This is a genomic window from Streptomyces sp. NPDC088261 (assembly GCF_044740805.1).
Lineage (GTDB): Bacteria > Actinomycetota > Actinomycetes > Streptomycetales > Streptomycetaceae > Streptomyces.
In genome coordinates, this window is sequence record NZ_JBIURL010000014.1 from 18,381 (window position 1) to 30,170 (window position 11,790).

At 72.0% G+C, this 11,790-nt stretch carries 13 protein-coding genes; 5 read left to right on the forward strand and 8 right to left on the reverse strand.

Features of this window, described 5'->3' with window-relative positions; translation table 11 throughout:
• Nucleotides 1-120 precede the first annotated feature (120 nt).
• Nucleotides 121-1,452, forward strand: coding sequence for an MFS transporter (locus ACIODU_RS24600; RefSeq protein ID WP_401769911.1), 1,332 nt, complete (start codon nt 121-123; stop codon nt 1,450-1,452).
• 6 nt (nt 1,453-1,458) lie between these two features.
• On the opposite strand, the gene ACIODU_RS24605 is transcribed toward ACIODU_RS24600, so the two are convergent.
• The 3 genes from ACIODU_RS24605 to ACIODU_RS24615 all read right to left on the reverse strand — a co-directional run bounded on the left by ACIODU_RS24605 (nt 1,459) and on the right by ACIODU_RS24615 (nt 3,369).
• Nucleotides 1,459-1,758, reverse strand: coding sequence for a helix-turn-helix transcriptional regulator (locus ACIODU_RS24605; protein WP_356426661.1), 300 nt, complete (start codon nt 1,756-1,758; stop codon nt 1,459-1,461).
• Between the two features lie 4 nt (nt 1,759-1,762).
• A complete protein-coding gene (locus tag ACIODU_RS24610; RefSeq protein WP_401769912.1) occupies nt 1,763-2,107 on the reverse strand; it encodes a type II toxin-antitoxin system RelE/ParE family toxin in 345 nt (114 codons plus the stop codon).
• A 113-nt stretch (nt 2,108-2,220) separates the two neighbouring features.
• A complete protein-coding gene (locus ACIODU_RS24615; RefSeq protein WP_356426667.1) occupies nt 2,221-3,369 on the reverse strand; it encodes an NAD(P)/FAD-dependent oxidoreductase in 1,149 nt (382 codons plus the stop codon).
• Between the two features lie 113 nt (nt 3,370-3,482).
• Here ACIODU_RS24615 and ACIODU_RS24620 point away from each other — a divergent pair, with 113 nt between their 5' ends.
• The gene (locus tag ACIODU_RS24620; RefSeq protein WP_401769913.1) at nt 3,483-4,094 is read left to right on the forward strand and encodes a GNAT family N-acetyltransferase; all 612 of its coding nucleotides are present in this window, start codon (nt 3,483-3,485) and stop codon (nt 4,092-4,094) included.
• Between the two features lie 55 nt (nt 4,095-4,149).
• Here the strand turns inward: ACIODU_RS24620 and ACIODU_RS24625 are convergent, their stop codons facing one another.
• The 3 genes from ACIODU_RS24625 to ACIODU_RS24635 all read right to left on the reverse strand — a co-directional run bounded on the left by ACIODU_RS24625 (nt 4,150) and on the right by ACIODU_RS24635 (nt 7,087).
• The gene (locus ACIODU_RS24625) at nt 4,150-5,088 is read right to left on the reverse strand and encodes an AraC family transcriptional regulator N-terminal domain-containing protein (protein ID WP_401769914.1); all 939 of its coding nucleotides are present in this window, start codon (nt 5,086-5,088) and stop codon (nt 4,150-4,152) included.
• A 219-nt stretch (nt 5,089-5,307) separates the two neighbouring features.
• Nucleotides 5,308-6,066: an SDR family NAD(P)-dependent oxidoreductase gene (locus tag ACIODU_RS24630; RefSeq protein ID WP_401769915.1), complete on the reverse strand. Its 759-nt coding sequence runs from the start codon at nt 6,064-6,066 to the stop codon at nt 5,308-5,310.
• Between the two features lie 214 nt (nt 6,067-6,280).
• On the reverse strand, nt 6,281-7,087 hold the full coding sequence (locus tag ACIODU_RS24635) for an alpha/beta hydrolase (protein ID WP_401769916.1): 807 nt from the start codon (nt 7,085-7,087) through the stop codon (nt 6,281-6,283).
• Between the two features lie 163 nt (nt 7,088-7,250).
• Here ACIODU_RS24635 and ACIODU_RS24640 point away from each other — a divergent pair, with 163 nt between their 5' ends.
• Entirely contained in the window at nt 7,251-8,105 is an 855-nt protein-coding gene (locus ACIODU_RS24640) for a helix-turn-helix transcriptional regulator (RefSeq protein ID WP_401769917.1), read from the forward strand.
• A 71-nt stretch (nt 8,106-8,176) separates the two neighbouring features.
• Here the strand turns inward: ACIODU_RS24640 and ACIODU_RS24645 are convergent, their stop codons facing one another.
• Entirely contained in the window at nt 8,177-8,905 is a 729-nt protein-coding gene (locus ACIODU_RS24645) for a pyridoxal 5'-phosphate synthase (RefSeq protein WP_401769918.1), read from the reverse strand.
• Nucleotides 8,906-8,996: 91 nt separating this feature from the next.
• Between ACIODU_RS24645 and ACIODU_RS24650 the strand changes: the two genes are divergently transcribed.
• Complete coding sequence (locus tag ACIODU_RS24650; RefSeq protein WP_401769919.1) at nt 8,997-9,578, forward strand: TetR/AcrR family transcriptional regulator; 582 nt, start codon at nt 8,997-8,999, stop codon at nt 9,576-9,578.
• Nucleotides 9,579-9,810: 232 nt separating this feature from the next.
• Here ACIODU_RS24650 and ACIODU_RS24655 read toward each other — a convergent pair whose 3' ends face one another.
• Nucleotides 9,811-10,458, reverse strand: a complete 648-nt coding sequence (locus tag ACIODU_RS24655) for a TetR family transcriptional regulator (RefSeq protein ID WP_161311362.1) — start codon at nt 10,456-10,458, stop codon at nt 9,811-9,813.
• Nucleotides 10,459-10,786: 328 nt separating this feature from the next.
• Here ACIODU_RS24655 and ACIODU_RS24660 point away from each other — a divergent pair, with 328 nt between their 5' ends.
• A complete protein-coding gene (locus tag ACIODU_RS24660; protein WP_401769920.1) occupies nt 10,787-11,749 on the forward strand; it encodes a VOC family protein in 963 nt (320 codons plus the stop codon).
• The last annotated feature ends 41 nt before the right edge of the window (nt 11,750-11,790 follow it).

The window sequence follows — 11,790 nt, forward strand, 5'->3', positions numbered from 1 at the left end:
TCTCGGGCGGTGCTTCAGCCGTCGAGCGCGTCCTCTCCTCCCCTCCCATGGCCCGATCCTAGCGAACGCTGTCCTTCGGGCCACTCGCCCGCGGTCCGGGCCTCCGGGATCCTCGGTGGCGTGACACAGACAACCGAACGTTCCGCGGACGACGTTCCCGCGCTCCCGGCGACGGCCACCGGCGCTCCCCGCGCCCCCGGCCGGATCCACCGGGCGTGGTTCGTCGCCGTCGTCACGTTCGTGACGATCGTCGGCGCCGCGGCCTTCGCCTCGCTGCCCGGACTGCTGATCGACCCGCTGCACCGGGAGTTCGACTGGTCGCGCGGCACGATCGGGTTCGCGGTCTCGGTCAACCTGGCGCTGTACGGGCTGACCGCGCCGTTCGCCGCCGCGCTGATGGACCGCTTCGGGATCCGCCGGGTGGTGGCCGTCGCCCTGACGATCATCTCGGTCGGCGCGCTGCTCACGGTCTGGATGACGGCGGCCTGGCAACTGGTGCTGTTCTGGGGCGTCCTGGTCGGCCTCGGCAGCGGTTCGATGGCACTGGCCTTCGCGGCGACCGTCACCAACCGCTGGTTCGTCGCCAAGCGCGGGCTGGTGACCGGCATCCTCACGGCGGCGGGCGCGTCCGGGCAGCTGGTGTTCCTGCCGTTCCTGTCCTGGCTGGTGGAGCACCACGGCTGGCGGCCGGCCTCGATCACGGTCTCGCTGGCCGCGATCGCGGTGGTCCCGTTCGTCTGGCTGCTGCTGCGGGACCACCCGGCGGACGTGGGGCTGGCGGCGTACGGCGCGGCCACCTACGTACCCAAGCCGGGGCCGGTGCCCGGGGCGGCGCGGCGGGCGGTCAACGTGCTGATCTCGGCGGCCCGCACCGGGCCGTTCTGGCTGCTGGCCGGGACGTTCGCGATCTGCGGCGCCTCGACCAACGGCCTGGTCAAGACCCACTTCGTACCGGCGGCGCACGACCACGGCATGCCGATCACGGCGGCGGCCTCGCTGCTCGCGGTGATCGGCGTCTTCGACGTGATCGGCACGATCGCCTCGGGCTGGTTCACCGACCGCTTCGAGGCGCGGCGGCTGCTGGCCGTCTACTACGCCCTGCGCGGGGTCTCGCTGCTCTTCCTGCCGATGCTGCTGGCGCCGAGCGTGCATCCGCCGATGCTGTTCTTCATCATCTTCTACGGCCTGGACTGGGTCGCCACCGTCCCGCCGACGATCGCCCTGTGCCGCGAGAACTACGGCGACGACAGCGCGATCGTCTTCGGCTGGGTCCTGGCCTCCCACCAGGTCGGCGCGGCGATCGTCGCGTTCGCGGGCGGCGTCGCGCGAGACGTCTTCGGCTCGTACGACGTGGTCTGGTACGCGTCGGGCGCCCTGTGCGCGGCGGCGGCGCTGATGGCCCTGGTGATCCGCCGCGTGCCCCCGGTCAAGCCGGTGGTGGTGGGTGTGTGAGGCGGCTCAGCCTGCCTGGTCGAGAGGCTCGAAGCCCACATTGAGCCTCAGCTGGAGTGCCGAGGCGAAACGCTCCAGGAGCGGCAGCGTGGGAATGGTGCCGCCCGCCTCGAAGCGCGCGACGGCGGGCTGCTGCAATCCGGCCGCCTGCGCCAGCTGCGCCTGAGTCATTCCGAGTGCTTCGCGCCGTTCACGCACAGCGACACCGAGTTCGTACTGGATACGTGCTTCCTCGTACGCCTCACGAGCCTTGGGGTGCGCGAGCGAGTCGTTCCTCAGCTCGCTCCACCTCTTACGGTCGGCCATCCCACTACTCCTCATCGGCACTGTGTTCCTGGACCATGCAGTCGCGCATGCTCCGGATCGCCCGCTCGACCTCGTCTGTCTCCCGCATCCGCTGTTTACGGAAGACAGTGAGCAGGATGATTCGACGTCCGCTCGCGATCCAGTAGGTGATACGCATCGACTCGCCGTCGAGATAGAAGCGGAGCTCCCTGAGCTTGCCGTCCAACTGCTTGGCGTACGGGGCACCGAGCAGCACTCCCTTTGCGGCGAGCAGGTCGATGTAAAAGCTCGTCCTACCACGATGCTGCTCACTCAGTCCGAGGTACCACTTCTCGACCTCCGGTTCGACTTCGATCTCGCCCCATGTCATAACAGCGACGTTATAAAAGGCTACCCCGCTGGGGTACGGAACGCAGGGCGGTCACCCGATCGTGGTGCCGACTCCCGACGACACCGCGCTGCCCCCCGCCGACATCCCACCCCCTACCGCGACAACGCCTTCGCGATGCGGCGGGCGTCGCGGGAGAGTTCGCGGAGCATTCCGCTGATCGGGTTCGTGAAGCCGGTGAAGTGGAGGGCGGGGGCGTTGGGGGCCGTGTGGGGGCCGTGGGCGCGGGGGCGGCCTCGGGCGTCCAGGAGGTCCAGGTCGCCGACCAGGCCCTCCAGGGCGCGGCGGTAGCCCGTCGCCGCGATCACCACGTCCGGGGCGATCCGGGTGCCGTCCGCGAGGACGACCTTGTCCTCCTCGAAGGACTCCACCGCCGCGACCGGCTCCACCCGGCCCTTGCGCACCGCGTCAACCAGGCCCACGTCCTGCACCGGGATCGCGCCCTCGCGCGCCCGCGACAACAGGCCCGTGTCCGGCCGGGGCAGGCCCTTCGACGTCAGGTCGGGGAGGGCGATCCGGGCCTGGAGCGCGGCGAGCCGGTCCACGAGCGGGGCCGGCAGGCGGCGGATCAGGATGCCGGACGACTGCGCCGGCCACCCCAGCGTCGAACGGCGCACGATGTGCGGGACGGTGCGCACCGCGAGCCGTACCCGCGCCGCCCCGCCCTCGACCAGGTCGACGGCGATCTCCGCGCCCGTGTTGCCGACGCCGACGACCAGCACGTCCTTGCCCGCGTACGGCCGCGCGTCCCGGTACTCGCCCGCGTGCAGCAACTCCCCTGCGTACGCCTCGCGTCCGGGCCAGTCGGGCAGCTTGGGCGTGTGGTTGTAGCCGGTCGCCACGACCACCCCGCGCCCGGTCAGCTGCCGCCCGCCCGTCGCGTGCAGCAACCAGCCGGCGCCGCCGGGGGCGCGCTCGATCCGGGTGACCTCGACCCCGGTGACGATCTCCAGCGCGTGGTGTTCCGCGTACGCCTCCAGGTAGCGGACCACGTCCTCCCGCGCCACCCAACGCCCCGCCGAACGCGGGATCCTGAGCCCCGGGAGCGCCGACTTCCGCCGGGTGGTGTGCAGGCGCAGCCGGCTGTAGTGGCGGCGCCAGGAGGCCGCGACGGCCTCGGACTTCTCCAGTACGACAGTGCGTACGCCCCGTTCGCGCAGGGCGGCGGCGACGGCGAGCCCGCCCGGGCCACCGCCTATGACGTACACGGGCAGGTCGGTGCTGGGGTCGGTGTCGGCGGCCATGTACCGAGCGTAATCGCGACACCAATTGTTTGGTCTCGGTCAAGACGGGGTTCGGTTGCGAATCGATCACGCGGGGTGGTGAGGGGGCGCGTGGGGAGCTGTTGAATGGGCGCGTGAACCACGACATATACAACTACCGCCGCCTCCCCCCGCCGGCCGACGTCCTCGGGCACGGCCTGCGCCTGCGCCCGTGGCGTACGGGCGACGAGGCCACGCTGGTGCGCGGCCAGACCGACTCCGAGTTCCTGCGGTGGAACACCCCGCTCGTCCCCGTCACCGACGAGGCCGGCGCGGCGGAGCACATCCGCCAACGCGCGGAGGGCCGGGAGAGCGGCGAGATGGCGCACTTCTGCGTGACGGACGCGGCGGACGGGCGGATCCTCGGTCATGTCGGCCTGGCCCTGATCGACCTGCGGATGCGCAGCGCGCGCGTGGGGTACTGGGTCCTGCCGGAGGCCCGCGGCAAGGGTGTCGCCAGCCGCGCGCTGGCGGTGTGCGGCCGGTGGGGGTTCGAGGAGGTCGGCCTGCACCGGATCGACCTGGGGCACGCGCTGGGCCACGACGCCTCGTGCCGGATCGCGGAGCGGTGCGGTTACCCGTACGAAGGGACCATCCGGGACGGGATGTTCGCCTCGGGCCGTACGGACGCCTTCCAGGACGTGCACCAGCACGCCAGGCTGGCGACGGACCCGGATCTGCCGGCGGATGTGCTGCCCGGGGGGTGAGACGGGCGCCGACGCGGACCGCGTCAGCTCATCAGGCCGCCAGGTCGTCCGGCCGTCAGGGCAGGACGGCGGTGTGTGCCGCCGGGGACGCGCGCAGGCTGGTGTCCTTGCTGGGCGGTGTGCCGAACAGGCGCCGGTATTCGCGGCTGAACTGGGAGGGGCTGTCGTAACCGACCCGGAGGCCGACACCGCTGATGTCGGACGGGCGGCCGGCCAGCAGGAGCCGGGCCTCCTGGAGGCGGATGCGCTTCTGGAACTGGATGGGGCTCATTCCCGTGACCGTCTGGAAGTTGCGGTGGAAGGCGGACACGCTCATGCCCGCGAGCCGCGCGAGGTCTTCGACGCGGAACGGATCGGCGTAGTTCTCCCGGATCCGCCGCACCGCGCGGTTGATGTGGGCCAGACCGCTGTCCGCGAGGCCCAGTTGGCGGATGGCGGCCCCCTGTTCGCCGCGCAGGAGGTGCCAGAGGATTTCGCGCTTGACCATCGGAGCGAGGATCTTGCGGTCGGCCGGCCGGTCCAGGAGCCGCAGCAGGCGCACGACGGCGTCCAGCAGCGGGGGAGGGGCCTCGGAGACGGCGATGCCGGGTGGCACGGCGGTGTCGGCGGGGGCCGGCAGGTCGTGGGGGTCGGCCTCCAGGAGGAGTTCGGCGATGGCCTCGGGGCGGAGGGTCATGCCGAAGCCGAGGGTGGGCCGCCCGGGGTCCCTCGTGTCCCCGCCGTCCCCGGTGTCTCCGGCGTCTACGACGTGCCCGGTGACGGGCAGATCGGCGGAGGCGACGAGGTACTGGCCGGGCCCGTACTCGTAAAGATGCTCGCCCAGCGCGAGACGCTTGCGGCCCTGCGCGATCACGGCGAGCACGGTCCCGGACATGCCGGGCGCGGGAGTGTCCGTACGGTCGAACCGGCAGGCCCGGACCCCGTCGATCGCCGTGGTCATGTCGGCGCGCGCCTGCCGGAGCAGGAGCGCGCGCATCTCGTCCAGCGGATCCATGGTGCCAGTGTCACGCGGAGGGCCCGTGCGCGCGCACTTCCAGCCTGTCCGGCGTTTGAGGACATCGGTGACCCGCGCCCGCGCACCGGGCGGAGGCCAGGTTCAGCCCGTCCGGCGCTTGAGGACGCGGTAAGCCGTGCCGCCGCACGGGACAGGGGCACCCTCCAGCCCGTCCGGCGCTTGAGGACATGGGGGAGTGGACCGTCCACCGGGCGGAGTTCAGAGGTTCTGGCCGCCGGAGACCTCGATGTCCTGGCCGGTGATCCAGCGGCCCTCCTCGGAGACCAGCATGGCGATCACCGTGCCGATGTCGTCGGGCTCGCCGACCCGCCCCAGGGCGAACGTCTTCGCCAGCTCCGGGATGATCTCGGGGTTCTTGGCGAAGGCGTCACCGCCGAAACGCGTGACGGTCGCGCCGGGGGCGACCGAGTTCACGCGGATGCCGCGCGCGCTGAACTCCTTGGCCATGTAGCGGCTGAGCACGACCAGGGCCCCCTTGAGGGACGCGTAGACGGAGTATCCCGGCGCGGTCACGTGAGGCAGGGCGGAATTGCTGGTGACGTTGACGACGGCGCCCCCGTCGCCCAGGAGCGGCAGCAGGGTCTGGGTGAGGAAGAAGGGACCCTTGAACAGACCGCGGGTGAGCCGGTCGAACTCCTCCTCCAGGGCGTCCTCGAACATCGCCGACCCGGCGAATCCGGCGTTGTTGACGAGCTGGTCGAAGGAATCCCGCGCGAAGGTCCCGCGCAGCACGTCGGCCACCTCCGCCCGGAAGGCGGGGAATCCGGCGGTGTCGCCGAGGTCCAGGCGCAGCGCCACGGCGGTGCCGCCCCGCTCCTCGATCCGCGCGACGGTGTCCATGGCCCCGTTTTTGTTGGAGCTGTACGTCAGGATGACGCCGGCGCCCCGTTGGGCGAGGTGAAGTGCCGCGCTCTGTCCGATGCCTGAGCTCGCGCCGGTGACGACGGCTACGTTCATGGGGTGCCTCCTGGGGCCGCGGAGCCGGGTGCGCTCCGTACGCAATGTGTTGCTCCCAGCCAACCGCCGCGCCCGGCCCGTCGAAAGACCGATCCTCCCGGACTCTTGCCCAATCCTCGCGGCCTGTCCGCGAGGACGCCGAACAGCCGGTTCGTGCGTCGGGACGCCGAGCACCAGGTACGTGCGGGTCGCGGGCGCCGGGAGGTGCCGCGCCTCAGGGGCCGAGCACCGCGCGGATGCGTTCCGCGGTGCCGCGCGGGCGGAAGAGGTATCCGTTGTGGACGCCGGGGAACGTCTCCAGGCGCGTTCCGAGTGCGCCGGCGAGCAGCGCCGCGCACGTGTGCGGCCAGACGTGGCCCGAGTTCGCGCCGGCGGCGGGCACGACGCGGGCGGGCGACCCCTTGAGCGCGGTCACGTCGAGTACGTGTGCCCGGATGGCCGGCAGGTCGTGCGTCAGCAGCACCTCCGCGTCGCGCGAGTGGGTGGGTCCGGGAGCGCGTACCGGGAGGTCCGGCTCGCGGTCGCCGGGGTCGATGTCGAGGTCGGCCGTGAACCTGCGCATCGCGGAGGCCGCGCCCTCCGCCCCGAAGGTCTCCTCGACGGCGAGCAGTTGGCCGAGGGCGAGGGCGCGCGTGGGTTCCGGCAGCAGTGGGGTGACGGGCGGTTCGTGCGCGACGACTGCCGCGACCTGCTCGGGGTGCCTGACGGTCAGCTCCAGGGAGATCAGGGCGCCGAGGCTGGTGCCGTAGACGAGCGCGGGTTCCGGGGTGAGGGCGGAGAGCAGGCGGGAGACGTCGTCGGCGTGGGTGGCGAGCGTCGTCGCGGGGGCGTCGGTGGTGCTCCCCGACAGGCCGCGCCGGTCGTAGGTCAGGACGGTGTACCGGTCGGCGAGGTGGCGCGCGAGCGGTTCAACCGCGTCGACACCGTGAGAGCCCCCGGCGACGAGCAGGAGCAGGGGGCCCTCGCCGCGGAGGGCGTAGCGTATGCGCGCGCCCGGTACGTCCCGTACGGATTCCCTCATGGTGCGACCACCGATCTTCTCGTCGGACAGGCGGGGGACCGCCGTGCGCCGATCGTGCCGCCGCCTCCCGCACCGCGGAAGCGGAGCGTCTGCCCTAGGACCGGCGGTCCCAGGACGGGCCGCCACGACACAGACATCCGACATCCGACATCCGGAGAAGGACATGGAACCGAATCGTCCCGACCTCGCCGATTTCCTGCGCGTGTCCCGGGAGCGGCTGACGCCGCGCGACGTCGGGCTCGCCGAAGGGCCGAGGCGGCGGACCCCGGGGCTCCGGCGCGAGGAGGTCGCGATCCTCGCGAGCATGTCCGCCGACTACTACATGCGGCTCGAACAGGCCCGCGGCCCCCGGCCCTCGACCGAGGTGCTCGCCGCGCTGGCGGGCGCGCTGCGGCTGACCGAGGACGAGCGGGACCACCTGTACCTGCTCGCGGGGCACCGCCCGCCGGAGGGCGCGCGGGCCGGGGAGTACCTGCGGCCGGGCCTGCGGTACCTCCTGGACCGGCTGGACGGTGTGCCCGTGCAGGTGGTGAGCGATCTGGGCGATCTGCTCGCGCAGAACGACCTGGCGCTCGCGCTGTTCGGGTGCGTGTGCGCGGTCGCCGAGGAGGACCGCAACATCGTGCTGAGGTGGTTCACCGATCCCGCTGTCCGCGGTCACTTCGAGGCCGCGGAACACGAGGAGCAGGCCCGGCAGTTGGTCGCCGACCTGCGGGCCGCGACGACCCGGCGCGGCAACGACGCGGCGTCCCGCGCGCTCGTGGCGCGGCTCCGGGCCGCGAGCCCGGAGTTCGCGGCGCTGTGGGACCGGCACGAGGTCGCCGTCCGCAGATCGCATCCGTACCGGCTCGTCCATCCCGACCTCGGCAGGATCGACCTGGACTGCGAGGTGCTGGCCACGCCCGCGGCGGACCAGCGCCTGCGGATCTTCACTCCGCCCCCGGGCGGCACCACGGTGCTGGACGACCTGCGCACGCTCGGCCCCCAGCACCGCCACGAGACCACACGCCGGCCGTGACCGCACCACACGCCGGCCGTGACCGCACCACGCCCCCGGCCTGCCCGCCCGGCGCGGGGGGCGGCCGACGGTCAGGGCCAGAGCAACTTCCTTGTCCAGGTGGTGCCTTCGCGCCGGTAGTGCAGGCGTACGTGCTGTCTGCGGGCGTCGCCCTGGAAGAACTCCGCCTCGTCCGGCACCAGTACGTACCCCGTCCAGGACCGTGCCTCGGGCGCCGGGTCGTGTCCCGCCCGTTCCCACGCGTCCTCGCTCGCCCGCGCCAACTCCGCGAGGGAGCCGAGGACTTCGCTCTGCCGGCCCACCAGCGCGGCGGCCAGCGCGCCCTTCGATCTGGCCCGCAGGTCCGCCCGGGTCTCCGCCGCGTCGGCCACCGCCACCGCGCCCCGGAGCCGTACCGCACGGCCCTGCGCCGCCCAGTAGAAGCCGAGCGCGGCCTCGGGCCGGGCGGCCAGCTGCCGCGCCTTGGCGCTGGTCGCGTGGGTGGCGAAGTGCCAGCCCCGTACGTCCGCGTCGTGCAGCATCAGGGTCCGTACGTCGGGCCGGCCCCGCTCGTCGGCGGTCGCGAGGGTCATCGTGTGGGGCTCGGGCTGGCCGGCCGCCACCGCCTCGGCGAACCACCGGTGGAAGAGCGGCAGCGGTGCGCCGGGCGCGGTGGCGGGGTCGAAGGCGGGCAGCTCCGTGTCCCAGACGCGCTGGGCGCGCAGCAGCGTACGGAAGGCGTCCTGCGCGTCCGCGCCCGCGCTCGCGTCCGTGCCTGCGTCCCCGCCTTCGTACCGGCCCTCGCCTCGTTCGTTGTCCATACGGCTCATTTAACCCGGGCCCCCACGGCACTACACTCGGAGTGGTCCGAGGAGAAGGGCCCACGCGACGAGGAAAGGCGCGAACGGCGCAATGCGACAGAACCTGGCCCGGCGTGCCGCTCTCGTCGACGCGGCCATCGAGGTGCTCGCCCGTGAAGGCGCCCGCGGTCTCACCTTCCGGGCCGTCGACGCCGAAGCGGCCGTGCCCGGCGGCACCGCGTCCAACTACTTCGCCGGCCGCGACGACCTCCTCACCCAGGCCGGCGGCCGTATCTACGAGCGGCTGCGCCCCGACGACGCGACGCTGGCCGCCATGTCCGAGGGGCCCGCGACCCGTGCGCGGCTGGTGGAGCTGGTGCGCGAGGTGGTGGAACGGGTCACCGCGTTCCGTACGGGCTATCTCGCCCTGCTCGAACTGCGGCTGGAGGCCACCCGCCGCCCGGCCCTGCGCGCGGTGCTCACCGAGCGGGTCCGCGAGGACGTCGAGGCGAACGTACGGCGGCATCGGGACGCCGGACTGCCCGGCGACGGCGACGCCGTCAGGATGATCTATCTGGCGACCAACTGGGTGGTGGTGGAACGGCTGACGCTGCCGGGCGTCTTCCCCGCGGAGGACGCGGGCGCACTGCTCGGCGCGCTGGTGGAACGGTTGCTTCCCGCCGATACGGCCTGAGGCCGTCACCCGGCGACACGGCCCGACGCCTGCTGACGCCTACGCCTGCTGACTCCTGCGGACTCCTGCCAGGGACGGGAGCGCCGGCGGGGATCAGAGGATCAGTCGTCTGATCCGCCGCCGGCGTGACAGGACGGAGGGACGGGGGGACGGGGGGAAACGGGAGAACGGGGGAGGTGAGGGCACGCCCGTGCCGTGCCCGCCGGCCGCTGCGCCGGCTCGTGCGGCGCGATTACTTCGTGGGCTTCCTGCCGGTGATGCCGAGGTGCACCAACAGCGCCAGGTTCGGCTTCAGTTCGGCCTGCTTCACACCCCAGCCCTGGAAGCTCTTCTGGTGCGAGGCGACCGAGGCGAGCAGGACGACCAGGGAACCGGCCAGCGCCGCCGGGCTGACGTCCTTGTCGACCCGGCCCTTGGACTGGAGTTCCTTCACGGAGTCCGTAAGGGAGTTGGTGACGGAGTTGAGGACCTTCATGCGGATCTTGTTGAACCGCTTGTCCCCCTCCGCGGCGCCCAGATCGACGACTCTGAGGATCGCGTCGTGCTTGCGCCAGAAGTCGAGGAAACCTTCCACCAGATCTTCCGAGGTCTGCCAGCCGGCCTTGCCGGCCCAGGAGCGGCCGGAGACCAGGCCGGTCAACCCGGTGCCCTCCTTGGCCATTTCCTCGGCGATTTCGAGGACGGCGCCCTCGACATCCGGGAAGTATTGGTAGAAGGTCGCAGGTGAAGTCCCCGCCTTCCGGGCGACGTCGATGACTTTGACGTCCCGGTACGGCGAGGAGCTGAGCATCTCGCTGAGGCAGTCGAGCAGCTTCTGCCGCGTCGCCTGGCCGCGTCGACCAGCCACGCGGCCGTCGACGGTGCGTACTTGTCCTGTCATGCCGTCAGCTTACCGACGGGTGATCTGAGCGCGATTTGGCCGACTGCAAATGGGGAACCACCCCTTCCGCGTACGGGTCCCCAGGGATCCGCCAGGGTCCGCGGGGATCTCACCAGGATCCGCAGGGACCCGCCCGGCAATAGTGTTATCAACAGCCTGTGGACAACTTCGGTGGACAACTTTGCCGTGCGACCCGTGCGCCCACAGGGATCATGTCGCACTAATGGCTCATATGTTCTATTTTCCTGGCCTGCGCCCCGCCCCATAGCGCCTTAACTTGGCTGTGACGGGCACCACACGCGGAAGGCGCACGGAAGGATCCTGGCTCATGGCCGCATTCGCGGAAGGCACGCCGTGCTGGGTGGATGTGTCGCTCCCGGACCTGGCGGCGGGCAAGCGCTTCTACGGAGAGCTGTTCGGCTGGACCTTCGGCGACGACGACAGCGGCAGCAGCGGCGGCGGAGCCGCCGAGAGCGCCCCCGCCCCCGGGCACTACACCGAAGCCTTCAGCGACGGAAAGCGCGTCGCCGGTCTCACCGCCAAACGCGACGGCCGGATGCCGACCGCCTGGGGCGTCTACTTCGCCACCCCCGACGCCGCCGCCCTCAGCCGTACGATCCGGGACGCCGGCGGCCAGATGGTGCGCGAGCCGATGTCGCTGGGCGACCTCGGCGTCGTGGCGCTGGCGGCGGATCCGGCCGGCGCCGTGTTCGGCCTCTGGCAGACCGGCGACAACACCGGCTTCGAGAAGAAGGGCCTGCCGGGATCCTTCTGCTGGACCGAGGTCTACACCCGCGACAAGGCGAGCGTGGACCCCTTCTACGAGACCGTCTTCGGCTTCCGGGGCACGGACGTCTCCGACGACGCGGTGGACTTCCGCATGTGGTCCCCGGCCGGTACGGAACCGGGCCCGGACACCGCGATCGGCGGCCGCAGCGTGATCACCGACGCCTTCCCGGTGGAGATGCCCGGCCACTTCCTCAGCTACTTCGCGGTGGCCGACTGCGACGCGACGGCCGCCACCGTCGTCCGCCTCGGCGGCCGGGTGACGGCGCCCCCGTTCGACATCGAGTACGGGCGGATGGCCGTGTTCAGCGACAACCAGGGCGCGTCCTTCGCCGTACTGGAGGAACCGGAAGCGAAGCCCGACCCGGCGGCCGCGACCCGAGAGGGCGAAGAGAACGAAGAGAACGCTGAGAACGCCGAGAACGCGGAGAGCGACGAGAGCCCGGAGAGCGCCGAGAACGCCGAGAGCCCGGAGAGGGACGAGAGCGCGGAGCGACCGGCGTAAAGCGCGGGGCACGTGCGGTGTCCGGATCGCGGTAGGACACT

Bases quoted from the DNA above. Each gene is read 5' to 3' on its own strand.
- ACIODU_RS24605 (WP_356426661.1), bottom strand. From the start codon at position 1,758: ATGGCCGACCGTAAGAGGTGGAGCGAGCTGAGGAACGACTCGCTCGCG.
- ACIODU_RS24610 (WP_401769912.1), bottom strand. From the start codon at position 2,107: ATGACATGGGGCGAGATCGAAGTCGAACCGGAGGTCGAGAAGTGGTAC.
- ACIODU_RS24615 (WP_356426667.1), bottom strand. From the start codon at position 3,369: ATGGCCGCCGACACCGACCCCAGCACCGACCTGCCCGTGTACGTCATA.
- ACIODU_RS24625 (WP_401769914.1), bottom strand. From the start codon at position 5,088: ATGGATCCGCTGGACGAGATGCGCGCGCTCCTGCTCCGGCAGGCGCGC.
- ACIODU_RS24630 (WP_401769915.1), bottom strand. From the start codon at position 6,066: ATGAACGTAGCCGTCGTCACCGGCGCGAGCTCAGGCATCGGACAGAGC.
- ACIODU_RS24635 (WP_401769916.1), bottom strand. From the start codon at position 7,087: ATGAGGGAATCCGTACGGGACGTACCGGGCGCGCGCATACGCTACGCC.
- ACIODU_RS24640 (WP_401769917.1), top strand. From the start codon at position 7,251: ATGGAACCGAATCGTCCCGACCTCGCCGATTTCCTGCGCGTGTCCCGG.
- ACIODU_RS24645 (WP_401769918.1), bottom strand. From the start codon at position 8,905: ATGGACAACGAACGAGGCGAGGGCCGGTACGAAGGCGGGGACGCAGGC.
- ACIODU_RS24650 (WP_401769919.1), top strand. From the start codon at position 8,997: ATGCGACAGAACCTGGCCCGGCGTGCCGCTCTCGTCGACGCGGCCATC.
- ACIODU_RS24655 (WP_161311362.1), bottom strand. From the start codon at position 10,458: ATGACAGGACAAGTACGCACCGTCGACGGCCGCGTGGCTGGTCGACGC.
- ACIODU_RS24660 (WP_401769920.1), top strand. From the start codon at position 10,787: ATGGCCGCATTCGCGGAAGGCACGCCGTGCTGGGTGGATGTGTCGCTC.